Annotated in this window: 19 protein-coding genes; 10 read left to right on the top strand and 9 right to left on the bottom strand. The window is 68.4% G+C overall.

Going from position 1 to position 24,900, the window contains the following annotated elements; all coding sequences use genetic code 11:
• Positions 1 to 21 precede the first annotated feature (21 nt).
• Genes nirB through AC3WLY_RS18960 form a run of 3 tightly spaced genes read left to right on the top strand, consistent with a single transcriptional unit; the run spans position 22 to position 7,206 of the window.
• Positions 22 to 2,619, top strand: a complete 2,598-nt coding sequence (gene nirB / locus AC3WLY_RS18970) for a nitrite reductase large subunit NirB (RefSeq protein WP_492309808.1) — start codon at positions 22 to 24, stop codon at positions 2,617 to 2,619.
• Positions 2,620 to 2,657: 38 nt separating this feature from the next.
• On the top strand, positions 2,658 to 3,002 hold the full coding sequence (gene nirD, locus AC3WLY_RS18965; RefSeq protein WP_047903106.1) for a nitrite reductase small subunit NirD: 345 nt from the start codon (positions 2,658 to 2,660) through the stop codon (positions 3,000 to 3,002).
• A 16-nt stretch (positions 3,003 to 3,018) separates the two neighbouring features.
• Complete coding sequence (locus AC3WLY_RS18960; protein WP_492332702.1) at positions 3,019 to 7,206, top strand: bifunctional nitrate reductase/sulfite reductase flavoprotein subunit alpha; 4,188 nt, start codon at positions 3,019 to 3,021, stop codon at positions 7,204 to 7,206.
• A 139-nt stretch (positions 7,207 to 7,345) separates the two neighbouring features.
• Here the strand turns inward: AC3WLY_RS18960 and AC3WLY_RS18955 are convergent, their stop codons facing one another.
• Positions 7,346 to 8,122 carry an SDR family oxidoreductase gene (locus AC3WLY_RS18955; RefSeq protein ID WP_175963506.1) on the bottom strand — a complete coding sequence of 259 codons (777 nt, stop codon included), beginning with the start codon at positions 8,120 to 8,122 and terminating at the stop codon, positions 7,346 to 7,348.
• Between the two features lie 4 nt (positions 8,123 to 8,126).
• Complete coding sequence (locus AC3WLY_RS18950; RefSeq protein ID WP_425131321.1) at positions 8,127 to 8,564, bottom strand: GlcG/HbpS family heme-binding protein; 438 nt, start codon at positions 8,562 to 8,564, stop codon at positions 8,127 to 8,129.
• Between the two features lie 95 nt (positions 8,565 to 8,659).
• Between AC3WLY_RS18950 and AC3WLY_RS18945 the strand changes: the two genes are divergently transcribed.
• The 4 genes from AC3WLY_RS18945 (at position 8,660) to AC3WLY_RS18930 (ending at position 14,392) form a co-directional block, all read left to right on the top strand.
• A complete protein-coding gene (locus tag AC3WLY_RS18945; protein ID WP_492309833.1) occupies positions 8,660 to 9,574 on the top strand; it encodes a LysR family transcriptional regulator in 915 nt (304 codons plus the stop codon).
• Between the two features lie 80 nt (positions 9,575 to 9,654).
• Positions 9,655 to 10,089, top strand: coding sequence for a hypothetical protein (locus tag AC3WLY_RS18940; protein WP_425131320.1), 435 nt, complete (start codon positions 9,655 to 9,657; stop codon positions 10,087 to 10,089).
• A gap of 428 nt (positions 10,090 to 10,517) precedes the next feature.
• Positions 10,518 to 13,112 (top strand): bifunctional lysylphosphatidylglycerol flippase/synthetase MprF, encoded by a 2,595-nt coding sequence (gene mprF / locus AC3WLY_RS18935; RefSeq protein WP_492309806.1) that lies wholly within the window; start codon positions 10,518 to 10,520, stop codon positions 13,110 to 13,112.
• Complete coding sequence (locus AC3WLY_RS18930; protein ID WP_492309805.1) at positions 13,109 to 14,392, top strand: virulence factor family protein; 1,284 nt, start codon at positions 13,109 to 13,111, stop codon at positions 14,390 to 14,392. Before mprF ends, AC3WLY_RS18930 begins: the two co-directional genes overlap by 4 nt.
• 81 nt (positions 14,393 to 14,473) lie before the next feature.
• Here the strand turns inward: AC3WLY_RS18930 and AC3WLY_RS18925 are convergent, their stop codons facing one another.
• The 4 genes from AC3WLY_RS18925 to AC3WLY_RS18910 all read right to left on the bottom strand — a co-directional run bounded on the left by AC3WLY_RS18925 (position 14,474) and on the right by AC3WLY_RS18910 (position 18,851).
• Positions 14,474 to 14,917: a DUF934 domain-containing protein gene (locus tag AC3WLY_RS18925; protein WP_492309804.1), complete on the bottom strand. Its 444-nt coding sequence runs from the start codon at positions 14,915 to 14,917 to the stop codon at positions 14,474 to 14,476.
• Positions 14,914 to 16,698 (bottom strand): nitrite/sulfite reductase, encoded by a 1,785-nt coding sequence (locus tag AC3WLY_RS18920; protein ID WP_175963512.1) that lies wholly within the window; start codon positions 16,696 to 16,698, stop codon positions 14,914 to 14,916. The genes AC3WLY_RS18925 and AC3WLY_RS18920 overlap by 4 nt, the downstream gene beginning before the upstream one ends.
• A gap of 211 nt (positions 16,699 to 16,909) precedes the next feature.
• On the bottom strand, positions 16,910 to 17,311 hold the full coding sequence (locus AC3WLY_RS18915; protein ID WP_492309803.1) for a hypothetical protein: 402 nt from the start codon (positions 17,309 to 17,311) through the stop codon (positions 16,910 to 16,912).
• Positions 17,312 to 17,417: 106 nt separating this feature from the next.
• Positions 17,418 to 18,851, bottom strand: coding sequence for an aminotransferase-like domain-containing protein (locus AC3WLY_RS18910; RefSeq protein WP_492309832.1), 1,434 nt, complete (start codon positions 18,849 to 18,851; stop codon positions 17,418 to 17,420).
• Positions 18,852 to 19,378: 527 nt separating this feature from the next.
• Here AC3WLY_RS18910 and AC3WLY_RS18905 point away from each other — a divergent pair.
• Positions 19,379 to 20,509 (top strand): ABC transporter substrate-binding protein, encoded by a 1,131-nt coding sequence (locus AC3WLY_RS18905; RefSeq protein ID WP_175963514.1) that lies wholly within the window; start codon positions 19,379 to 19,381, stop codon positions 20,507 to 20,509.
• A complete protein-coding gene (locus AC3WLY_RS18900; protein ID WP_492309802.1) occupies positions 20,506 to 22,287 on the top strand; it encodes a diguanylate cyclase domain-containing protein in 1,782 nt (593 codons plus the stop codon). The genes AC3WLY_RS18905 and AC3WLY_RS18900 overlap by 4 nt, the downstream gene beginning before the upstream one ends.
• A gap of 97 nt (positions 22,288 to 22,384) precedes the next feature.
• Here AC3WLY_RS18900 and AC3WLY_RS18895 read toward each other — a convergent pair whose 3' ends face one another.
• The 3 genes from AC3WLY_RS18895 to AC3WLY_RS18885 form a co-directional block, all read right to left on the bottom strand.
• Positions 22,385 to 22,684 carry a DUF4148 domain-containing protein gene (locus AC3WLY_RS18895; RefSeq protein ID WP_175963516.1) on the bottom strand — a complete coding sequence of 100 codons (300 nt, stop codon included), beginning with the start codon at positions 22,682 to 22,684 and terminating at the stop codon, positions 22,385 to 22,387.
• 270 nt (positions 22,685 to 22,954) lie between these two features.
• Positions 22,955 to 23,212 (bottom strand): hypothetical protein, encoded by a 258-nt coding sequence (locus AC3WLY_RS18890; RefSeq protein ID WP_006478949.1) that lies wholly within the window; start codon positions 23,210 to 23,212, stop codon positions 22,955 to 22,957.
• 189 nt (positions 23,213 to 23,401) lie between these two features.
• Positions 23,402 to 23,548, bottom strand: coding sequence for a hypothetical protein (locus AC3WLY_RS18885; protein ID WP_492332701.1), 147 nt, complete (start codon positions 23,546 to 23,548; stop codon positions 23,402 to 23,404).
• Between the two features lie 425 nt (positions 23,549 to 23,973).
• Between AC3WLY_RS18885 and AC3WLY_RS18880 the strand changes: the two genes are divergently transcribed.
• A complete protein-coding gene (locus AC3WLY_RS18880) occupies positions 23,974 to 24,870 on the top strand; it encodes a LysR family transcriptional regulator (RefSeq protein ID WP_072438672.1) in 897 nt (298 codons plus the stop codon).
• Positions 24,871 to 24,900 lie beyond the last annotated feature (30 nt).

The following is a 24,900-nucleotide window of genomic DNA, read 5'->3' as shown; positions in this document are numbered from 1 at the left end:
TCGACCGAAGGAAACGTCATCATGAAACTCATCGTCATCGGCCACGGCATGGTCGGCCACAAGCTGCTCGAATGCGTCGCGGCGGAAGCGGGCACGACGGGCGCGCTGCAGGTCACCGTGCTCGGCGAGGAGCCGCGTCCGGCCTACGATCGCGTGCACCTGTCCGAATTCTTCGCGGGCAAGTCGGCGGTCGACCTGTCGCTCGTCGAACCCGGCTTCTTCGAGCGTCATCCTCAATTCGACCTGCGCCTGAATGCGCGCGTCGCATCGATCGACCGCGCCGCGCATACGGTCACGCTCGCGTCGGGCGAAACGCTCGCGTACGACAAGCTGGTGCTCGCGACGGGCTCGCGCCCGTTCGTGCCGCCGATGCCGGGGCATGATCGCGCGGGCTGCTTCGTGTACCGGACGATCGAGGATCTCGAAGCGATGCAGGCGTGCGGCACGCACGCGAAGCGCGGCGTCGTGGTCGGCGGCGGGCTGCTCGGCCTCGAATGCGCGAAGGCGCTGCGCGACATGGGGCTCGACACGCACGTCGTCGAATTCGCGCCGCGCCTGATGGCCGTGCAGGTCGACGACGGCGGCGGCCGGATGCTGCGCGCGAAGATCGAGGCGCTCGGCGTGACCGTGCATACGGGCAAGAACACGCTCGAGATCGTCGATGGCGAGGAAGGCACGCACCGGATGGCGTTCGCCGACGGCACGCATCTCGATGCCGACATGATCGTGTTCTCGGCCGGCATCCGCGCGCGTGATGAACTGGCGCGCGCATGCGGGCTCGACATCGGCCCCCGCGGCGGCGTCGCGATCGACGACGCATGCCGCACCAGCGACGCCGATATCTACGCGATCGGCGAATGCGCGGCGTGGAACGGCATGGTGTACGGCCTCGTCGCACCCGGCTACGACATGGCGCGCGTGGTCGCGAAGCGGCTCGCAGGCAGCGCTGACGGCACGGGCGCGGCTGCGTTCGCCGGCGCCGACATGAGCACGAAGCTGAAGCTGATGGGCGTCGACGTCGCGAGCATCGGCGACGCGCACGGCACGACGGCCGGCAGTCGCACCTATCAGTACGCGGACGAGCGCCGGCAGGTCTACAAGAAGCTCGTGGTGTCCGACTGCGGCAAGTTCCTGCACGGCGCGGTGATGGTCGGCGACGCGGCGGAATACGGCACGCTGCTGCAGATGATGCTGAACCGCATCGAGCTGCCGGAGTCGCCGGAATTCCTGATCCTGCCGTCGTCGGACGGCGCGGCGAAGCCGGCGATCGGCGTCGACGCGCTGCCGGACGGCGCACAGATCTGCTCGTGCAACAACGTGTCGAAGTCGCAGATCTGCACGGCGGTCGCCGACGGCGTGACCAGCCTCGGCGCGCTGAAGTCGTGCACGGGCGCCGGCACGTCGTGCGGCGGCTGCGTGCCGCTCGTCACGCAGATCATGAAGGCCGAGATGAAGAAGCAGGGCCTCGCGGTCAACAACCATATCTGCGAGCACTTCCCGCATTCGCGCCAGGAGCTGTTCCACCTGGTCCGCGTCGAAGGCCTCACGACCTTCGACGAACTGCTCGCGAAGCACGGCCACGGGCTCGGCTGCGACGTGTGCAAGCCGGCGATCGCGGGCATCCTCGCGTCGTGCTTCAACGAGTTCGTGCTGAAGAAGGAACACGCGGGGCTGCAGGATTCGAACGACTACTACCTCGCGAACATCCAGCGCGACGGCACGTACTCGGTCGTGCCGCGCATGCCGGGCGGCGAGGTCACGCCGGAAGGGCTGATCGCGGTCGGCCAGGTCGCGCAGAAGTACGGACTCTATACGAAGATCACCGGCGGCCAGCGCGTCGACCTGTTCGGCGCGCGCGTCGAGCAGTTGCCGTCGATCTGGGAAGAGCTGATCGCGGCCGGCTTCGAATCGGGGCATGCGTACGGCAAGGCGCTGCGCACCGTGAAGTCGTGCGTCGGCTCGACGTGGTGCCGCTACGGCGTCGACGATTCGGTCGGCTTCGCGATCGACCTCGAGAACCGCTACAAGGGCCTGCGCGCGCCGCACAAGATCAAGTTCGGCGTGTCGGGCTGCACGCGCGAGTGTGCGGAAGCGCAGGGCAAGGACGTCGGCATCATCGCGACCGAGAAGGGCTGGAACCTGTACGTATGCGGCAACGGCGGGATGAAGCCGCGCCACGCGGAACTGCTCGCGTCCGACCTCGATCGCGCCACGCTGGTCCGCTACATCGACCGCTTCCTGATGTTCTACGTGCGCACGGCCGACCGGCTGCAACGCACGAGCGTATGGCGCGACAACCTCGAAGGCGGGCTCGACTACCTGACCGACGTCGTCGTGCACGACAAGCTCGGGATCGCGGCCGAACTCGAAGCCGACATGCAGCACGTGGTCGACACCTACGAGTGCGAATGGAAGAAGGCCGTCACCGATCCCGACACGCGCAAGCGCTTCCGCCACTTCGTGAACAGCGATGCGCCGGACGCGAACATCGCGTTCGTCGAGACGCGCGGCCAGATTCGCCCCGCGACGCCCGACGAGCGCGTGCGCGGCAAGCCCGTGACGATTCCCGTCGTCGCCGCAAGCGCGACGCAGGCCGTGACCGAATCCGCAACCGTCTGACCCTGACCGACACCAGCGTCTTTTCCAAGGAGCCCATCATGAACGATCGTCTTCCGCTGTCCTGGACCCGCGTGTGCCCGCTAGACGACATCGTGCCGAACACCGGCGTGTGCGCACTCGTCAACGGCGAGCAGGTCGCGGTGTTTCACGTCGCGCACGCAGACGGCGGCGTGTTCGCGATCGACAACGTCGATCCCGTGTCGCAGGCGGCCGTGATGTCGCGCGGGCTGATCGGCAGCCTCGGCGAGCGCGTCGTCGTCGCATCGCCGCTGTACAAGCAGCATTTCGACCTGCGCACCGGCGAATGCCTCGAAGCGCCCGAGCAGTCGGTGAGCGCGTATCCGTCGCGGGTCGAGGACGGCTTCGTGTGGATCGCGGCCTGACCGCCCCGGAGCGCGCATGACCGCCACCCCCGTCAAGAGCGTGTGCCCGTACTGCGGCGTCGGCTGCGGGATGGTGCTGCACGTCGAGGATGGCGAAGTCGTCAAGGTGTCCGGCGACGCCGACCATCCGACCAACTTCGGGCGGCTGTGCACAAAGGGTTCGTCGGCGCACGTCGCGCTGCGCCGCTCCGGGCGGCTCGATCGCGCGTTCGTGCGCCGCGCGCGCGAGGACGACCTCGTGCCGCTGCCGGCGCGCGACGCGATCGCCGAGACCGCGCGCCGCCTGCGCGCGGTGCTCGATGCGCACGGCCCCGACGCGCTGTCGTTCTATGTGTCGGGGCAGATGTCGATCGAGGCGCAATACCTCGTCAACAAGCTCGCGAAGGGTTTCGTCGGCACCAACAACATCGAGTCGAACTCGCGCCTCTGCATGGCGAGCGCGAGCACCGGCTACAAGCAGTCGCTCGGCGCGGACGGCCCGCCCGGGTCGTACCAGGACTTCGATCGCGCAAACCTGTTCTTCGTGATCGGCGCGAACATGGCCGACTGCCACCCGATCCTGTTCCTGCGGATGATGGATCGCGTGAAGGCCGGCGCGAAGCTGATCGTCGTCGATCCGCGTCGCACCGGCACGGCCGACAAGGCCGACCTGTTCCTGCAGATCCGGCCCGGCACCGATCTCGCGCTGACGAACGGGCTGCTGCACCTGCTGCACGCGAACGGCCGCACCGACGGCGCGTTCATCGACGCATACACCGAAGGCTGGGACGCGATGCCCGCGTTCCTCGCCGACTACACGCCCGAGCGCGTCGCAGAAATCACCGGGCTCGCGGAAGCCGACCTGCGCACGGCCGCGCAATGGATCGGCGATGCGCAGGAATGGATGAGCTGCTGGACGATGGGGCTCAACCAGAGCACGCACGGCGTATGGAACACCAACGCGATCTGCAACCTGCATCTCGCGACCGGCCGCATCTGCCGCCCCGGCAGCGGGCCGTTCTCGCTGACGGGCCAGCCGAACGCGATGGGCGGGCGCGAGATGGGCTACATGGGCGCCGGGCTGCCGGGCCAGCGCTCGGTGCTGTCCGACGACGACCGGCGCTTCGTCGAGAACCTGTGGCGCGTGCCGGCCGGCACGCTGCGCAAGGAAACCGGCCAGGGCACCGTCGACCTGTTCTCGCGGATGGCGGCCGGCGACATCAAGGCGTGCTGGATCGTCTGCACGAACCCGGTCGCGACCGTGCCGAACCGGCAGAACGTGATCGCCGGATTGCAGGCCGCGGAGCTCGTGATCGCGCAGGACGCGTTCCTCGACACCGAGACCAACCGCTACGCGGACATCCTGCTGCCCGGCGCGCTGTGGGCCGAGGGCGACGGCGTGATGATCAACTCCGAACGCAACATGACGCTGATGCGTGCCGCGGTCGCACCGCCCGGCGACGCGCTGCCCGACTGGCGCATCGTCGCGGAAGTCGCGCGCGCGATGGGCTTCGGCGACGCGTTCGACTATGCGTCGGCGGCCGACGTGTTCGACGAGATCGTCCGTTTCTCGAATCCGGCGACGGGCTACGACCTGCGCGGCGCGAGCCACGCGGCGCTGCGCGACGGCCCGGTGCAATGGCCGGTCGCGCCGGGCACCGCGCGCGAGCGGCACCCGATCCGCTACCTGAACGACGGCGTGAGCCAGACGCTGCGCACGGCGGCCGACGGGAGCGCTGCGCCGCATCTCGCGTTCCCGACGCCGTCGGGCAAGGCTCGCTTTTTCGCGCGGCCGCACGTCGATCCGGCCGAGCTGCCCGACGACACGTTCCCGATCGTGCTGAACACCGGGCGGCTGCAGCATCAATGGCACACGATGACGAAGACGGGCAAGGTCGCGATGCTGAACAAGCTGAACCCGCGCCCGTTCGTCGAGCTTCACCCGGACGATGCGAGCGCGCTCGGCATTGCCGCGAAGGACAGCGTCGAGATCCGCTCGGCGCGCGGCCGCGCGGTGCTGCCGGCCGTCGTGACCGAGCGCGTGCGGCGCGGCAACTGCTTCGCGCCGATGCACTGGAACGACGTGTACGGCGACGACCTGTGCATCAACGCGGTGACGAACGACGCGATCGATGCCGAATCGCAGCAACCCGAACTGAAATATTGCGCGGTCGCGCTGCGGCGCGTCGAGACCGACGCGTTCGCGTCCGCCGACGACGAGACGGCACAACCCGACGCGTGCGCCGACGACGCACGGCCCGCTTCGACGATGGTGCAGGCCACTGCTTCACAGGAATCCGACATGGCAGACATCGACACTTTCGCGGCCGCGCTCGGTGTTACCGATTTCGCGCCGCCGCCATTGACCGACACGGAACGGCTGTACGTGGCCGGCCTCGTCAGCGGGCTGAAGGCGAGCGCCGGCCGGCGCGAGGGCGGCGTGCCGGTGCTGCCGGCCGGCGCGCCGCTCACGCCACCGGTGCGGTTCTGGCTCGACGGGATGCTCGCGGGCCTTTTCAGCCGTTCGCTGCCCGCGAGTTCTCCGGTTGCCGCGCTGCCTGCGCTGCCGGCCGATGCCGCTGCAACCGGCGGCGTGCGGATCGTGCGCACGCGCCCGAAGGTCGTGCTGCTGTGGGCATCGCAGACCGGCAACATCGAATCGCTGACCGAGGATTACGCGACGCAGCTGATGAACGCGGGCTTCGAGATCCGCACCGCATGCATGTCCGACTATCCGGTCGCGTCGCTCGCGGGCGCGCAATACGTGCTGCTGATGACGAGCACGTTCGGCGACGGCGATGCACCCGACAACGGCAGCGAATTCTGGGACGCGCTGCAGGCCGGCAGCGCCGCGCGCCTCGACGGCGTGCACTTCGCGGTGCTCGCGTTCGGCGATCGCAACTACGACCAGTTCTGCGGCCACGGCCGCCGGCTCGATGCGCGGCTCGCGGAACTCGGCGCCGCGCGCCTGTGCGCGCGCGTCGATTGCGACGTCGAATTCCAGCACGATGCGGACCAGTGGCTCGAACGCGTCGTCGCGCGGATCAAGGAGGCCGATGCCGCGCTGCACGCGGTGCCGTCCGGCGGCATGAGCCCGTCGGGGCTGTTGCCGTCGAAGGCGCATCCGGCGCCGTCGAAGCTCGTCGCGAACCTGCGGCTCAACCGTCCGGGCGCCGCGAAGGACACGCGCTATGTGTCGCTGTCGACCGAAGGCGCGAACCTCGAATACGAAACCGGCGACGCGCTCGGCGTGTGGCCGACCAACTGCCCTGAGCTGGTCGACGAGCTGCTGTCCGTCACCGCGCTGAAGGCCGACGCGCCCGTGTCGGTGGCGGGCGTCGGCGACGTGCGGCTCGGCGATGCGCTCGCGCGCCACTTCGACATCACGCGCCCGCATCCGGACACGCTCGCGTTCATCGCGTCGCGCAGCGCGAACGGCGCGCTGAAATCGCTGCTCGGCGACGACCGCAAGGGCGACCTGAAGCAATGGTTGTGGGGGCAGCAGCTTGCGGACGTGCTGCACGAGTTTCCGGTCGAGCTGTCGGGCACCGAGCTGGTCGGAATGCTGAAGCGGCTGCAGCCGCGCCTTTATTCGATCGCGTCGAGCCCGAGCGCGCACCAGGGCGAGATCCACCTGACCGTGTCGGCCGTGCGTTATCACAACGGCCGGCGCGCGCGCAAAGGCGTCGCGTCGACGTTCCTCGCCGATCGCGCGGACGACGGCCGCGTGCCCGTGTTCGTGCAGAAGTCCGCGCATTTCCGGCCGCCGGTGAACGGCGACGTGCCGATCGTGATGGTCGGCCCGGGCACCGGCGTCGCGCCGTTCCGCGGCTTCCTGCACGAGCGGCAGGCGCGCGGCGCGCGCGGGCGCAACTGGCTGTTCTTCGGCGAGCAGCACGCGCAGACCGACTTCTACTACGGCGACGAGCTGGGCGCGATGCACGACAGCGGCTTCCTGACGCGGCTCGATCTCGCGTTCTCGCGCGACCAGGCCGACAAGATCTACGTGCAGGACCGGATGCGCGAGCAGGGCGCCGAGCTGTTCGCATGGCTGGAGGAAGGCGCGCACTTCTACGTGTGCGGCGACGCGTCGCGGATGGCGAAGGATGTCGATACGGCGCTGAAGGCGGTCGTTGCCGAGCACGGCGGAATGTCGGACGACGACGCGAACGACTACGTCGCGCGGCTCGCGAAGGCGCGGCGCTATATGCGGGATGTGTATTGAACGCAGGCGGGGCGGCTTGACGCGGCCGTGCCGGCTGGCCGGCCTGGCACGGTGACCGGCCAGCCGGCGGCGGTCCGGGCTGCCGGGATGGCGGTCGATGACGGACACGGTGTGACCCGTCGGCCGCCAACAGCTTGCGTCACTGCTGCCGATCCCACGCGCGCGCCTGTTCGGCACGCACGAACGCTTCCGACGACTGTGGCAGCAGGTTGCGGAATGCGCCGCCGTCGCTTTCGATCACGTCGACCATCTTCGCGATCATTTCCTCGGGATCGTGCTGTTCGAGCGGGAACGTCAACCGCTCGGGCGTCACGGTGTGGACGGCCGGATCGTGCCATCGCCGTGTCGTTTCCATCATCCGGTCGTTGAAGCCGGTGCTGTACGGGCCGGGGTTCACGACCGCGACGCGGATGCCGTGCGGCGCCAGTTCCGCGTGCATCGCCTCGGCCACCGATTCGACCGCGTGCTTCGATGCGCAATAGGCGCCCGTGAACGGCCCCGTGATCAGGCCCGCGATCGACGACACGAACACGATCTTGCCGTGCCGGCGCGCGAGCATGCCGCGCGCGATTTGCTGCGTGAGGTCGAGCGGCCCGAACACGTTGACGTCGAACAGCTCGCGGACGATCTCGACCGGCAAATCGACGAGCGCGCCGGCTTCGCCGACGCCCGCGTTGTTGACGAGCACGTCGAAGTCGAGATCGGCCGCGCGGGCGCGATCGTGGGCCGACGTGACGTCGAGCTTGATGGCGCGCAGCGCGGTGCCGCGTTGCGCGGCGGCGGCCGTCAGGCTGTCGATCTCGGCCGTGATGCGTACGCCGGCCGTCACGTCGTGGCCGCGTTCGGCGAGCCGCAGCGCAACTTCGCGGCCGAAGCCGGTGCCTGCGCCGGTGATGAGGATGCGTTTCTGTGCCATGTGCCTACCTTGTGGTGTGAAAGGTTGCCTGAAAGCGGTCGCGGCAGTGCCGGGCGATCGCGCTGTCTTCGTCGACGCTGCCGCCCGAGACGCCGATGGCACCGACGCAGCGGCCGTTGCCGTCGACGAGCGGTTCGCCGCCGCCGAACGTGACAAGCCCGCCGTGACTGTGCTCGATGCCGCGCAGCGGGCCGTCGCCCGACATCGCGCCGAGTGCTTCGGTCGATGCGCGGAAGCGGATCGCCGTCAGCGCCTTGCGCTGCGCGAGATCGATCGCGCCGAGAAAGCAGTCGTCGGTGCGCACGAACGCGAGCAGGTTCGCGCCGGCATCGACGATTGCGATGGCGACGCCCATGACCTGCAGCGACGCGGCATGCGCGAGCGCTGCTTCGATCGTGCGGCGGGCGGCTGCGAGCGGCAGCGCGGCGGTGAGCGGGTCCATTCGAGGCTCCGGTGGGACGACAGGGCCAGTGTAGGCAGTTGCGGTATATGGGAGAATCCGCATTCCGCTCGAAAGAGTTTCAAGTTTTTTTAATGATGGGCAGGCGCGATCCGATGGCCGGGCTGCACGTGTTCGTGACCGTTGCGACGGCCGGCAACTTCACGCGGGCCGCTGCCGCGCTCGGCCTGACGCCGGCGGCCGTCAGCCTTGCGATCGGGCAGCTCGAGGGCGAGCTGAACGTGAAACTGTTCAATCGCAGCACGCGCGGCGTGAGCCTGACGGAAGCCGGACAGCGCTACTGGCAGCAGACGGAGCCTGCGTACCGGCAGGTCATGCGAGCGCGCGGCGAGCTGAAGGATGCGCGCAGCGAGCCGAGCGGGCTGTTGCGCGTCACTGCTCTGCCGCTGGCGCGCACGCTCGTGATCGCGCCGATTCTTGCCGTGTTCCGCGAGCGCTATCCGAAAGTCCGGCTCGAGATCCGCTACGAGAACGAGCTGGTCGACATCGCGAAGGATGGTTTCGATGCGGGGATCCGGCTCGCCGACCGGCTGCAGCCGGGCATGATCGGCGTACGGATCGCGCCCGCGCTGTCGTGTGCGCTGGTCGCGTCGGCCGGTTATCTGGCGCGGTACGGCGCGCCAGTGTCGATCGCGGAGCTCGAGCGTCATGCGTGCATTCGCTTCCGGTTTTCGGAGAGCGGGCGCCTGCATAAGTGGTTGCTGCACGACGGGCGCCGCGACGTCGATCTCGATCCGGACGGCGTATTGGTGACGAACGACGCCGACGCGGTGATCGACGCGGCGCGCGCGGGTGTCGGGATCGCGTTTGCGTTCATGCGCGAGCGCATCGAGCAGGACCTGCGTGACGGCACGCTCGTCGAGGTGCTGCCGGGTGCGTGCCGGACGTTGCCGCCGATGTGGCTGTATTACGTGAATCGCAAGCACGTGCCGGCCAAGTTGCGCGCGTTCATCGACGTGCTGCGCGAGCGGGCCGGCGCGGACGTGGCGTAATCCTGTCGCGCGGCTGCCGGCAGCGATTCGCGCGGAGGTGCATGATGGCGGCTCCACCCACGAAGCCACGGAGTCGCGTCATGCCGGTATTCCCGCATTTCCCGATTCGAACCATTGCGATCGCCGCCGTGCTGGCGGCCGCCGCGACCTGCGGCGCGCCAGCCGTCGGCCAGACGTCGACCATACCGGCCGGCACGGCCGCCGCGACACCCGACAACGCGGTGCTCCTGACCGTCTTTCTTAAACACGACCAGTCGCGACCGCTCGCCGAGCTGAACGCGCAGCTTGCGAAGCAGGGGTTCTACAAGGCGTTTCCGCCGCCGGGCGTCGAGGTGGTGAGCTGGACCGTGACGATGGGGATCGGTCAAATCGTCGTGCTGCGGCTGCCGGCATCGCGGCTGCGTGAAGTCAATCGGGTGCTCGAGGATACGGCGTGGGGCGCGTACCGGACGGAGTTCTATCCGACTTACGACTACAAGGCGATCGGGTTGGCGGAGCATGAGCGGGGGAAGTAATTGGAGCGGCATATTCCCGAACCGGGGCGAAAGGGGGGCCGTCCGCGAATATCAACCGTCCCCATTCCCGAAAACCCCGTGCCCACCCCGAATTCATCCTCTCCCGCGCAGCCCGGCCGGGAGAATTTCTCCCAAATCCATCCCTGCTTATTCAACCGATGAAAAAACCGCCCCGGTTCCCGGTATGATGCGCACCTTGCGTTGATCGGCCGCACGATTTTGATGCGATGTTGACGCGTCCCGCGTGCCACAAAACCCCACAATGCGGACCTGAAAGATTCTGTAATATAAATTCCGTATACTCGTAAGTTCTGATCCAGGCGTCACCTGCCTCCGTCTTTGGCCGACCGCCCACGCAGAACAACCAGATATGTCGCCGCCGGGCCATCCCGCGCCGCGACTCGCTATGCATCACCACTGAACAACCTATGTCTTCCCGCCACCCTGGGTCGCCGGGCCGTGTCGCGGCGGCGATCGCCCGTGTCTCGGCGCTGGTTCGCAACGAGCGCGTGCTGTCGCCGCTGCTCGCGTTCGGCATCGGCCTGCTGCTGATCGTCGTGTTCCAGCACCTGTCGGAATCCGTCGACTACCGGTCGGTGATCCGCCAGTTGCGCCACATGTCCGCCGCGGAATGGGGCGCGTCGCTGGCCGCGACGGCGCTCAGCTATCTCGCGCTCGTCGCCCGCGACGCGGTCGGCCTGCGTTATGTCGCCGCGAAGGTGCCGCGCGCCGCGCTGTGGATCGGCGCGATCGCCGGATCCGCGCTCGGCAACGCGACCGGCTTCGGTGCGCTGACGGGCGGCGCGGTGCGCGCGCGCGTGTACGGCGTATCGGGCGTCACGCCCGCGCAGATTGGCCGGATGACGGTGTTCACCAGCGGCACGCTGGCGCTCGCGATGGTGCTGATGACGGCGGTCGGCATGGTCTGCGTGCCGGAGGCGCTCGCCGCGATGCTGCACGTCGCGCCCGGCGTGCTCACGTGGAGCGGCGCGGCGCTGCTCGTGGTGCTGGCCGCGCTGGTCGCGATGTGCGGCAACACAGCGCGCCCGGTCGTCACGCGCTTCAAGTGGCTGTCGTTCGACGTGCCGGCGCGGCGCGATCTCGTCATGCAGGTCGTCTACGCGGTGCTCGACGTCGTCGCGGCGGGCCTGACGCTGTGGGTGCTGCTGCCGGCGGCGCCGGTCGGCTTCCCGACCTTCATCACCGTCTATGCGGCCGCGCTGCTGCTCGGGATGATCGGCCATACGCCGGGCGGGATCGGCGTGTTCGAAGCCGCGATGGTCTTCACGCTCGGCCGCGAAGTGCCCGCGCATGCGATGGTCGCCGCGCTGATCGCGTATCGCGCGATCTATTTCGGCGTGCCGCTCGTGCTGTCGGCCGGCCTGCTGGCCGGTTTCGAGGGCCGCGCGCTGCGCCGCCGGCTCGTGACGCGGCAGGCCGTGCGCGTGTCGCAGCTCGCGCCGCTGTTCCTGAGCCTCGTGACGTTCGCGGTCGGCAGCATGCTGGTGATCTCGAGCGCGACGCCCGCGTTCTGGCACCGGATCGCGATCCTGCGCCACCTCGTGCCGCTGTGGGTGCTCGAAGGCTCGCAGGTGATCTGCAGCGTGCTCGGCGTCGCACTGCTGTTCGTCGCGCGCGGGCTGCTGCGCCGCCTCGACGGCGCATGGTGGATGACCTTCGCATTGACGCTCGCGAGCCTCGCGCTGTCGCTGGCGAAGGGCCTCGCGTTCGTCGAGGCCGGCGTGCTCGGCACGCTGCTCGTGCTGCTGCTCGTCAGCCGCCGCCGCTTCAACCGCCATTCGTCGCTGCTCGCCGAGCGCTTCACCGTGAGCTGGTTCGTGTCGGTGACGATGGTGCTGATGCTGGCCGTGTGGGTGCTGTTCTTCGCGTTCCGCGACGTGCCGTACACGCGCGAGCTGTGGTCGCACTTCTCGTTCGACGCGCGCGCGCCGCGTGCGCTGCGCGCGACGCTCGCAGCCGGCGTGTTCGTCGCGCTGTTCGCGCTGTGGCAACTGCTGCGCCCGGCGCCCGGCCGTTTCGTGAAGCCCGCGCCGCAGGACCTGTTCGACGCCGAACGGATCATCCGCGCGCAGGAATGCAGCGATGCGGGCCTCGCGCTGATGGGCGACAAGTCGTTCCTGTTCTCGGAATCGCGCCAGGCGTTCCTGATGTACGCGAAGTACGGCCGTACGTGGGCCGCGCTGCACGACCCGGTCGGGCCGCGCGAGGAATGGCCGGCGCTGATCGGCAAGTTCATCGCGCTCGCGCACGCGCACAGCGGCCGCGCGGCGTTCTACCAGGTGCGCGCGAACGCGCTGCCGCTGTATCTCGACGCGGGGCTCACGCTGATGAAGCTCGGCGAGGAAGCGCATATCGCGCTCGACCAGTTCGACCTGAAGGGCTCGAACCGCTCGCACCTGCGCTATGCGCTGCGCCGCGGCGACAAGGACGCGCTGACGGTCGAGGTGATCGCGCCGGGCGACGTGCCGGTCGCGCTGCCGGCGCTGCGCGACATCTCCGACGGCTGGCTCGACAGCCGCGACGCGCGCGAGAAGAGCTTCTCGGTTGCCGCGTTCCACGACGGTTATCTCGCGACGCAGTCGGTGATGCTGGTGCGGCAGGCCGACAAGCCGATCGCGTTCGTCACGTTCATGACGACCGACCTCAACACCGAGGCGACGGTCGGCGTGATGCGCCATCTGCCGGACGCGTCGCCGTACGCGATGGAATATCTGTTTACGCAGCTCGCGCTGCATCTGAAGGAAGCGGGCTTCCGCAAGCTGAGCCTGGGCATCGCGCCGTTCTCGGGGATGGGGGCGGCGAAGATGCCGTCGCCGTGGCACCGGCTCGGACTGATGGTCTGGCGCTTCGGCGGCCGCTTCTACAACTTCCGCGGCTTGCGCGCATTCAAGAGCAAGTTCGAACCGCACTGGGAGCCGCGTTACCTCGCGGCCTCGGGCTCGGTCGGCGTGTTCGTCACGCTTGCGGATCTGTCATTGCTGGCTGGAGGTCGGCGTTCATGATGTCGAAGAAGGGAATCGCGCGGGCGGCAGCCGCCTGCGCGGGAATGATGCTGGCCGGCGCCGCGTGCGCCGCGCAACCGGCCGCCGTGAAGGCCGAAACCGTGTCGGGCGGCCGCTACGGGCCCGTTACCGTGACCAAGCCGAGCGGGCCGCTGCGCGGTTTCGTCGTGCTGTTCTCGCGTGAGGCCGGCTGGAATGCCGCCGATCAGCAGGCCGCCGACGCGCTCGCGAAGGCCGGTGCGATGACGGTCGGCGTCGATTCCGAGCGTTATGCGACGAACCTCGCCGCGAAGCAGGAGACCTGCCATCACCTCGACGGCGACGCCGAGGCGGTCAGCCACCAGCTCGAACGTCTGGCGCAGTCGTCGCGCTATTTCACGCCGATCGTCGCGGGCGTGGGCCGGGGCGGTGCGATCGCGAAGCAGATCCTGGCGATGGCGCCGGAGAACACGATCGCCGGCGTCGTATCGGTCAACCCGGCACCGAAGCTCGATCAGCGCTTCAAGCCGTGCCCGCCCGATCCGACGATCGTGCGCCGTGCGATGCCGGGTTTCGTCGAAACGGCTGCCGCGGGCGACACCACGAAGCTCGTGTCGCTCGTCACGTCGCACCTGCGTGACAGCGGCAGCAGCGGCGACGAACTCGATGTGTCGGACCTGCCGCTCGTCGAGCTGCCGGCCAAGGGCGGCAGCGGCCGGCTCGCGATCGTGATCTCGGGCGACGGCGGCTGGCGCGATCTCGACAAGACGATCGCCGAGGCGCTGCAGCGCGACGGCGTGTCGGTGGTCGGCATCGACAGCCTGCGCTATTTCTGGAGCGAGAAGCCGCCCGCGCAGGTGAGCCGCGATCTCGCGCGCGTGATGCGCACGTACATGACGCGCTGGCATGCGAACCGCGTGGCGCTGGTCGGCTATTCGTTCGGCGCCGACGTGATGCCGTTCGCGTACAACCGGCTGCCGGTCGACCTGCGCGACAAGGTCGCGGTGATGTCGCTGCTCGGCTTCGCACCGTCCGCCGATTTCCAGATCCGCGTGACGGGATGGCTCGGCATGCCCGCGAGCGACAATGCGCTGAAGGTCGCGCCGGAAATCGCGAAGGTGCCGCCGCAGCTCGTGCAGTGCTTCTACGGCGCGGAAGAGACGGACACGATGTGCCCGGCGCTCGCGAACACCGGCGCCGACGTGATCAAGACGCAGGGCGATCACCACTTCGGCCGCGACTACATCGCGCTCGAGAAGAAGATCCTCGGCGGGTTCGGCAAGCCGGTGGCGGCGCGCTGAACGCAGGCGCCCGCGCTTTACGGCGGGTGCCTGCCGGTTTGCTTCCGGTTCATCGTACGGGCGGCCAGCGTGCCGCCCGTTTCATTTTCCGGCCTGCGTCGCCGTGCCGTGCGGCGGCGTTGCCGTTCTCGCATCGCGCTGATAGAAGCCCGGAAACCGGTCGAGCTGCCGGCGCGCGGCCGCGATGTCCGTGTCGTCGCCGAGCACCGCGCTCGAAAACCCCGTGCGCTCCATCAGCAGCAGCTGGTCGACCAGCACGTCGCCGGTCGCGCGCAGGTCGCCGGCGAAGCCGAAGCGCTTGCGCAGCAGGTACGCCTGGCTGTACGCGCGACCGTCGGTGAACGACGGGAACTGCAGGTCGATGCGCGCGGCCTGCGCGATCCGCGCGGCAAGCGGCGGCAGTTCCTCGTCGTTGCCGATCGTCAGCGTCGAAGCGTCGTGTTCCCGAGTATCGCCCGCGTGGTCGGCCGGCGTCAGCAGCCGGATGCGTGCGTTCGTGCTTGCGTTGTCGCTGGCTGGCTTCATGCGTGCTCCGCGTGGTGGCGCGCGTCGTTCGCGGCGGCCTTGAACGGTTCCGCGCCGATGCGGCGCACCGTGTCGATGAATCGTTCGCTGCGGCCGTTCGCATCGATCCGCGCGTCGAGATACGCGTTGACGATCGCGTCGACGACATCGACGATCTCGTCCGCCGAGAACGACGGGCCGATCACCTTGCCCGGCCGCGCGGGGCCGCTCGCGGTCGAACCGTCCGACCCGCCGAGCGTCACCTGATACCACTCCGCGCCGTCCTTGTCGACGCCGAGGATGCCGAGGTGGCCGCTGTGATGGTGGCCGCACGAGTTGATGCAGCCGCTGATGTGCAGGTCGATGTCGCCGACGTCGTGCAGCAGGTCGAGATCCTGGAAGCGCTCGGCGATCGCATCGGCGATCGGGATCGAGCGCGCGTTCGCGAGCGCGCAGAAGTCGCCGCCCGGGCACGCGATCATGTCGGTCAGCAGCCCGACGTTCGCGCTGGCGAGCCCGATCGCGCGTGCGTTCTCCCATAGCAGGAACAGGTCGTCGACGTGTACCCACGGCAGCACGACGTTCTGCGTGTGCGTGACGCGCGCCTCGCCGGCCGAGTAGCGGTCGGCGAGATCGGCGAGCGCGTCGAGCTGGTCCGGCGACGCGTCGCCGGGCGCCTGCAGGCGGCGCTTGAACGACAGCGTGACGATGCGCAGCGCCGGATCGCGATGATCGGCGACATTGCGCGCGAGCCAGCGCGCGAATGCGGGATGACGGCTGGCCTGGGCGGATAAGCGCGCATTCGCGCCGGGCAGGTCGAGCGTGCGCGGCTCGAGCCGCGGCGGCACGAACGACGCGGCGACGCGATCGAATTCGGCCTGCGCAATCGTGTGCGGGCCGCCGTCATGGTCGACGATCTGGCGGAACTCCTCCTCGACGTCATCGATGTAGCGCTGCCCCTCGGTCTTGACGAGGATCTTGATCCGCGCCTTGTACTTGTTGTCGCGCCGCCCGTAGCGGTTGTACACGCGGACGATCGCCTCGATGTAGTTCATCACGTGCCGCCACGGCAGGAACGCGCGCAGCAGCGTCGCGATCATCGGCGTGCGGCCCATCCCGCCGCCGACGCTCACGCGAAAGCCGAGCTCGCCCGCGTCGTCGCGCACGAGCTTCAGCCCGACGTCGTGCCAGTCGGTCGCCGCGCGGTCTTCGGCGGCACCGGTGATCGCGATCTTGAACTTGCGCGGCAGGAACGCGAATTCCGGGTGCAGCGTCGTCCACTGGCGCATCACTTCGGCGAACGGGCGCGGATCGGCGATCTCGTCAGGCGCTACGCCCGCGCGCTCGTCGCACGAAATATTGCGGATGCAGTTGCCGCTCGTCTGGATGCCGTGCATGTCGACGGTCGCGAGCAGGTCCATCACGTCGGCCGCCTTCGCAAGCGGAATCCAGTTGAACTGCACGTTGGTGCGTGTCGTGAAGTGCGCGCTGCGGGTCGGCAGGCGCAGCGTGCCGAGCAACGCCTGCGCGTCGCATGCGGCGCGGTAGGTGGCATCGTCGGGCACATCGTAGTCGCGCGCGATCCGCGCGAGCACGCGAAGCTGCGCGCTCGACAGCTCGCCGTACGGCACCGCGACGCGCAGCATCGGCGCGTGGCGTTGCACATACCAGCCGTTCTGCAGGCGCAGCGGCCGGAACGCGTCTTCGCTCAGCGTGCCGTGCTGCCAGCGTTCGAGCTGGTCGCGAAACTGGGCGGCGCGGCTCAGCACGAGCGCCCGGTCGAAATCGGTATATCGATACATGACGTGATACGCGAGAGGAGCCGCGGCGCGGCATGCGCACGGCTCGGAGGGGCGTTGCGACGGATGTCGGGCAACGGAAGACAGCGTAGGGAACGCGGCGCGGCGGGACAAGCAGCAGATCGGGACGAAAAGGGCGCAGCAGATGGCGGGCGCGGCGCCGGCGCGGCGGGCCGGGCATGCGTCGTGCATGCCCGTGGCCGGTTGATGTGTCTTATGCGTCGGCGTCGGCGTCGACGACGAGCGCCGGATCGAGCGCACGGATGCGCTGGTCGATGAAGTAGCCGCCGCCTTCCTGATAGCGCAGGAACAGGCGGCCGCACGAGCGGCAGCGGCTGACGTTGCAGCGGTTGTACGGGAAATGGCGCAGCGCGATCGGCGCATCGTCCGACGCGTAGCGCGTACCGGCCGGATGATGTTCCGCATAGGTCGGCTCCGCATCGCCGGGCGGCGCGAGCGTGGCGACTTCGGTCAGCTGCGTGTCCTGCAGCGACAGCGGCAGGCTCGTCCATCCGGCGAGCGAGGTTTTCGTGCACGTGCACGGCTGCGTGACGTGTGCCGCTTCGGCCGTCAGTTTCAACAGCGCGTCGTGATCGAGATAGGGCAGTTGGCTCATGGGAAATCTTGAAGAAGCGGCGAAACCGGCAATGTAACCCGCGCGCGGATTGGCTGCATGGCCGCGGCCCATGCGCCGGCAGCACGCATGGTGCGCATCGCGCGCTTTAACCGCCCTTGCGAACCGACGGCTGCGCGACCAGCTCGCCGAGCACGCGGATCGCGCGCTCGATGTCGCGGCTCCACGGATGGCCGAAGTTCACGCGCACGCAGCGCTCGAAGCCGTGCGCGGCAGAAAACAGCGGCCCCGGCGCGAAGCTGATCCCGCGCGCGATCGCCTGCCGATGCAGTTCCATCGCGTCGATCGCGTCGGGGAACGCGAGCCACAGGAAATACCCGCCTTCGGGCCGCACCCACTCGACGCCGGCCGGCAGCCAGCGCCGCAGCGCGTCGTCCATCCGGTCGAGCTGCGCGTGCAGCACGCCGCGCAGCTTGCGCAGATGGCGGTCGTAGCCGCCGTGCTCGAGATAGTTCGCGATGCCGGCCTGCGCGGGAATGCTCGCCGACAGCGTCGTCATCAGCTTGAGCCGCTGCACCTTCTCCGCGAACCGGCCGGCGGCGGCCCAGCCGATCCGGTAGCCGGGCGCGAGCGTCTTCGAGAACGAACTGCAGTGCATCACGAGGCCGTGTTGGTCGTACGCGCGCGCGGGCAGCGGATAGTCGGGGCCGAAATGCAGCTCGCCGTAGACGTCGTCCTCGATCAGCGGCACCTCGCGCGCCGCCAGCATGTCGACGAGCGCGCGCTTTTTTTCGGCGGACAGCGTGACGCCGGTCGGATTCTGGAAATTGGTCATGAACCAGCACGCGCGGATGTCGTGCCGCTCGAGCGCGTTCGCGAGCGCATCGAGATCGAGGCCCGTGCGCGGATAGACGGGAATCTCGACCGCGCGCAGGTCGAGCCGCTCGATCGCCTGCAGCGCCGCATAGAAGCCGGGCGCCTCGACGGCGACGACGTCGCCGGGCCGCGTGACGGCCATCAGGCACAGGTTCAGCGCTTCGAGCGCGCCGTTCGTGACGACGATCTCGTCGATCGGCTGCGACACGCCGGTCGCGAGATAGCGCCGCGCGATCTGCTGGCGCAGCGCCTCGTTGCCGGGCGGCAGGTCGACGACCGTGCTCCACGGGCTCACGAGCCGCGTGGCCTGCGCGAGCGACTTCGCGAGGCGCGGCAGCGGAAACAGTTGCGGCGACGGGAACGCGGAACCGAGCGGCACGATGCCGGGCTGCGTGGCGGCATCGAGTACGGAGAACACGAGGTCGCTGATGTCGACCTTGCGCGATGCGCCGGCACGGCTCGCGCGGCGCTTCGCGGCCGGGCCTGCTTCGGGCGTTGCGCCCGGCGCGACGTAGTAGCCCGAGCGTTCGCGCGCGCGGATCAGCCCCCACTGTTCGAGCTGGTAGTACGCGCGAAACACCGTCGACTGGCTCACGCCGTGCTGCGCGATGATCTGCCGCAGCGACGGCAGGCGCGTGCCGGCCGCGAGGTTGCCGTTGCGGATGTCGTCGGCGATCGTGTGTGCGAGGGTTTCGTAGCGTTTCATCGGCGTGGACGGGGGCGCCGTCGCCGCGCGCGGGCCGGATTGGCGCCGTGCCGGCGGGCGCGGGTCATTGTCCGATGCGCGGCCCGAAAAGAAAAGCGCGGGCGGCATGCTCCACGTGCCGAGCGACGCGAGCGAGAAGCCGCACGACGGCAGCAGGTAGCTCGGAAGCCACGTGATGAAGAAGCAGATCGCGAAGTTCAGGCCGGTATCGCGCTGACGGTCATTTCCGCGAATGGGGCGGACCGGCGCAATCGGCGTCGACGGCCGCAGGCATGTATGCGACGCATGCAATGCGTCGTCATCGAAATGCGAACCAGTTAGCGTCCGGCAACGCGCTTTCTTCTGATCATTCGTCGCCCGGCTTGCCGCGTACGTGCGCCCGCAACGATTCCGGATCGACACTGCGCCGGGCATGTCGCATGTCTGCATGCGCAACGCCTGCCGCGTGCGGCTACTTCCAATTGCGCGCCCATATTTTTTATGGTCTTGTTGCGGGATATCGCATCGACTCGAAAAAGGATGGTCGAATGCAGCCGAGCGATTCATACGGGGTCCGCTTGATCAGGAGAATCGGCGCGCGTACGCGCGCCCGCGGTGCCGTGCGCGCGCTGTTCATCATCCTGACACTGGGCTTGCTTGCGCCTGGCCTGCCGACTTTCGCCGACTCTCCGGAAACCGTCAACGACAACGTGCTGCGCGTGCTGGCATGGCCCGGCTATGCGGACCGCGACGTCGTCAGCGCATTCGAGGCGCGGTTTCATGTGCGTGTCGAAGTGACGTTCGTCGATTCCGACGAAGCGCTGTGGGCGCGGATGCACGGCGCGGCGCCGCCGCCTTACGACGTGCTGGCCGCGAACACGGCCGAGATCCAGCGCTATGCGCACGAACGTCTGCTCGCGCCGATCGACCTGGCGCGCATCCCGAACCGGCAGCGGCAGTTGCCGAACTTCCGGCAGCTCGCGACGATCGGCGGGCTCGTGCAGGACGGCGCGACCTACGCGATCCCGTTCACGTATTCGTCGATGGGGCTGATCTACGACCGCACGCAGGTTTCGGCCGCGCCGCGCTCGATGCGCGAGCTGTGGAATCCGCGCTACCGCGGCAAGGTGCTCGACTTCAACAGCGCGCAGCACAATTTCTCGTTTGCGGCGCTGGCGCTCGGCTATCCCGATCCGTTCCGCCTGTCGCCCGCGCAGACGCTCGCGGTTGCGCGCAAGCTGATCGACCTGCGCCGCAACCTGCTGACGTACTACACGCTTCCCGAAGAGGCGACCGCGCTGTTCGTCCAGCATCGCGCGGCGCTGATGTTCGGCAACTACGGCACGCAGCAGGTCGAGCTGTTGCGTCGCGCCGGCGCGGACGTCGGCTACGTGATCCCGGACGAAGGCGCGCTTGCATGGCTCGACTGCTGGGCCGTCACGCGCGGCGCGCAACATGCCGGGCTCGCGTTCGCGTGGATCAACTACATGCTCGAACCGGCGATCGGCGCGCTGCTGACCGAGCGCCAGGGGCTCGCGAACACGCTCGAGCCGCCGCCGGGCATCGACACCGGGCACCAGCATCTCGTGTGGCTCCAGCCCGTCGAAGACATCGAGCGGCGCGAATCGCTGTGGAGCCGCATCGTGTCGGGCGACCGGCCGGAGCGGTTCGACAAATGATCCGGCTCGGGCTCACGTCGAAGCTGTCGGTGCTGTTCGCGTGCATCGGCGTGATCGCGTCCGGCACGACCGGCTATTACGCGTATCGCGCGAACCGCACGATGCTCGTGCAGGAAGCGCAGCACAGCCTGCTGATGTCGACCCAGTTGCTCGGGCAGCGCTTCACGACCGCGCTGTCCGACGTTGCCGCCGATGCGCTCGTGCTCGCGCAGTTGCCGTCGTCTGCGCCCGTCGCGGGCAGCGACAATCCGGACAGCGCGCGACGCACGCGGCTCGAGCAGGTGTATTGCAGCTTCATGAGAAATCATCCGGAATACCTGCAGGTTCGCCTGATCGCGAGCGGGCATTTCGGGCTCGAACACATTCGCGTCGTTCGCGACGCGCACGGCATCGTCGTCCTGCCGGAAAGTGGGTTCCAGGAGAAAGGACAGTTTTCCTACGTATTCGATACGCTCGCGACGGAGCCTGGCCATATCTACCTGTCGCCGATCGTGATCAACCACGAGACGGGTTCGCACGCAGCCGAAGGGCTGCCGATCCTGCGCGTGGGCACGCCGGTCGTCGACACGTCGGGCCAGACGGTCGGCGCGCTGGTCGTCGACGTCGAGCTGCCGCGCTTGGTCGACCGGCTCGAACGCGATCTGCCGGAAGACTATGCGGTGTATCTCGCGAACGAGTGGGGCGATTTCCTCGTGCATCCCGACCCGGCGCAGACGTTCGGCTTCGATCGCGGCCTGCGGGTGCTGATGCAGGACCGCTTTGCCGTCACGCGCGCGCTGTTCGACAGCGCGCGCACGAGCGTGACGCTCAACGGCCTCGAGCAGCCCTACGACGCGCCGGGGCAGATGTTCGCGTTCGCGCGCACGCCGTTCGGGCACGACGAGGGCAACCGCTTCGTCGTGCTCGGGATGGCGCGTCCGCTTGCCGACGTGCTGGTGCCGGCCGGCATGCTCGGCGAACGGATTGTCCGGATGGTGCTCGTGTCGAGCCTGATGGCGGTGATTCTCGCGATCCTGTTCGCGCGCGCGATCACGCGGCCGCTGCAGGCGCTCGCGCGCGCCGCGACGCACGTGTTCGACGATCCGGCCGCCGAACAGCTTCCGGTCCGGCGCGCCGACGAGATCGGCGTGCTCGCGCGCTGTTTCGACAGCATGCGTGTTGAGATCCGCACGCAGGTCGCGATGCTGCGCGCGAAGCAGCGGGAGCTCACGCACCTCGCCGGCCACGATCCGTTGACCGAGCTGCCGAACCGCCTGCTGTTCATGGAGCATCTCGATGCCGCGATCCGGCATGCGGCCGCGGTGCACGAAGGGCTGGCCGTGATGTTCGTCGATCTCGACCGCTTCAAGCAGATCAACGACCAGCACGGGCATTCGGCCGGCGACCGTACGCTCGTCGCGGTCGCGAAGCGGTTGAGCCTCGTGCTGCGCAACGACGACATGGTCGCGCGGCTCGGCGGCGACGAATTCATCGTGCTGATTGCGGACGTGCGTTCACCGGCGGTGATCGGCGATGTCGCGTCGCGGATCCAGATCGTGATGGCGGAAGAACTGGAGTTCGGCGACCGGCGCGTGGCCGTTGGTGCGAGCATCGGCGTCAGCGAGTTTCCGGCCGACGGCGCATCGGCCGAGGAACTGCTCGTCAAGGCCGACGCGGCGATGTATGCGGCGAAGGCGTCCGCGCAGTGCGCGTACGTGCGCTATCAGGACCTGGTCGGCGGCGGCGCTGCGCCGGACGAAGCCGGGGCCGGCCGCGTCGCATCGGGTGCCGGCCGGTGACTGCCGGCCGGTAAAACACGCGATGCAAGCGCAACGAGCCCGTCACGGACGGGCTCGTTGCATGTGCGGACTGCGCGCGGGGCGCGCAGCGGCAGGCTTAGTGGCCGAAGTAGACCGAGTCGCGCGGGCTTTGCACCTTGGCGGCCGGTGCGCCACCCTGGACGGTCTCGGCCGGTTGCGCACCGTAGCCGGTATTGTCGGCGGCGCGCACGCGGGCTTGCGCGGCCTGGATGTCGGCCGGGTAGTGCGGGCTCGACAGGCCCGGCTTGTAGCCGGCTTTTTCGAGCTGGACCAGCTCGTTGCGCAACTGCGCGCGGGTCACGGTGCTTTGGGCGAATGCGCCGAACGAAGCGGACAGGGCGACAGCGGCAACGACTGCGGAAACGAGCGATTTCATGATGACCTCCGATGTTTGTCTTGGCTTTCCGCGTTCGACACCATGTCGTAAGCGGTTGATTACATCGTAGGCGTCGGTCGATTCAGGGTAAACGTGGATTTCAGCGAAAGATCATTGTCGCGGAGGCAATAATCCCGGGACAAATGTCTTCTGTCCCCATTCAGTATTGCCGGATTTGCAAGAGCGCGGTGATACAGGCGGGCGCCCGGTGGCGACTGGGGAGGACGGCAGGAGGTGGAGATGACGCGGGCGGGCCGCGGTGCGGCCGGATCAGACGCCGTCGTCGTCGATTTCCTTGCGCTCCCGGCGTTCCTCGTTGCCGCGGCGCGCGCGCAGGCGCTGACGCGACAGGACGGCGATCACCTGCTGGGTCGGCGCGCCGGACGGCAGTTCGTTGCGGATGCGATCGGGCACCATCGGCAGGCCCGCGCGCTGCCGGCGCAGCGCCTTTGCGATTGCCCGGCGGCATTCGTCCCCGTGGCAATCCCATTCATCGCGGATTCTCTGGCAATAACGGCATTGTTCCATCGAAACAGTCTAACGCGTCTTGGGGAACCGGGCAGCGCGCGGGGCCGAACGGGTCACGCATGGAGCTTCCGTCGCGGACGTATCGACGATGGGCAGTTGAATGGGACTGCGAAGCAATTGGGTGAAATGAGTTGCCTGAAACTACAATTCCCCATCCGTCTCCATACGGATTTCTTTCGGACGAACGGCTTACCGGAGAGACCAGATTCCCCAGACGGCGATCAACAGGCCAAGGCCGAGTCCGCAGCCCAGCAACACATAGGTTTCCATCTCGTGCCTTTGAAAACGGGGCAGCGCCGACGTCGGCGTCAGCGTGCGGGCAGCAAAGCCGGTCACGTATCGTCGCGCCGTCGGGCGGAGCGATACGCCGGGTCCGCGAATACTACGCTTTGCAGCTTTCAGAACGCAAGCGCGATCGATGGCGGTGGGCCGCCGCTATTTCTTGCCCGCGTGCCGGCTATTCGTGTGCGGCCGGCGGGCGCGCGGCCCCGATTCAGGCCGGCAGGTCGTATCGGCAAGCATGAGCAATGCGGTGGCGTGGTTCGACATGGATTCTCGAGCGCCGGCCGGTGCGCATGCAATCGACGCGGCGGATCGAACGTGCATCCTGCCTGCGCGCTGCCGTGGACGTTCGACTCGACCGCGGCGCAGCGCGGTGCCTGGCGCGGTGCCGTTTGAGATACTGTCGGGGCGGTTCAATATAATTCATGATACTTCACTGCCTCATGTGAAATTTACATACACCGGAACAAGGAGACCCGATGACGCTTGCCCAGTTGCAGGCACTGGCCGCCGTAGTCGAACTCGGTTCGCTCACGGCCGCGGCCGACCGGCTCAGCCGCAGTCAATCCGCGATCAGCCATGCATTGACCGAGCTGGAGGACATCACGCAGGTCAAGCTGCTCTGGCGGGACCGGCAGCCGGTGGTGTTGACGGCGGCGGGCGAACGCCTGTGGCCGTACGTCCAGAGCGTGGTGCGGGAGGCGCAGCTGCTGCGCCAGCAGTTCAGCCTGTCGCGCGGCAAGCTCGAAGGCAAGCTGGTGGTTGCGTCGCTGCCGAGCGTCTCGCTGGCGTTCGTCGTCCCCGCGCTCGAGGCGTTGAAGGAGATGCACCAGGGCGTGTCGGCGGTGCTGCTCGAAGGCACGGACGGCGAAGTCGAAGGGTGGATCGACGACGGTACGGCCGACATCGGCGTGGTGGCCGGCACGAAGACGTTCGCGCACACCCTGCCGCTGCTCGACGAGGATTTTGTCGCGGTGGCGCCGGACGGCATGTTCGGCGGCCGCAAGAGCGTGTCGGCAAAACAGTTGTCCGCGGCACCGTTCATTTTCTCGAAGGCAGGGTGCGGGCCGGTGATCGCGGATTACTTCGCACGTGGCGGCGCGCCGCTCCGGGCGGCGTTCAACGTGGTGGAGATGCGCACCATTCTTTCGATGGCGGAGGCCGGCATGGGCGTATCGATCGTGCCGCGCATCACGCTCACGTACACGCCATTCGGCGGCCGCGTGCTGGAACTGTCGCCGAGGCTGCATCGTTCCGTGCGGTTGTCGTGGAACGTGGCCGGCAACGCGGTCACCGACGAGTTCGTGAGGCTCGTCGACGCACAACGCGCCAAAGCCGCGAAAGCGATCCATGCGCGTGCGAAAAAGGGCAGGTAGCGCGGCCGGCGAGATGAACGACGCTCATGG

It is taken from the genome of Burkholderia sp. FW306-1C-G01B (genome assembly GCF_058781685.1).
This window is presented reverse-complemented; position numbering and strand designations above follow the sequence as displayed.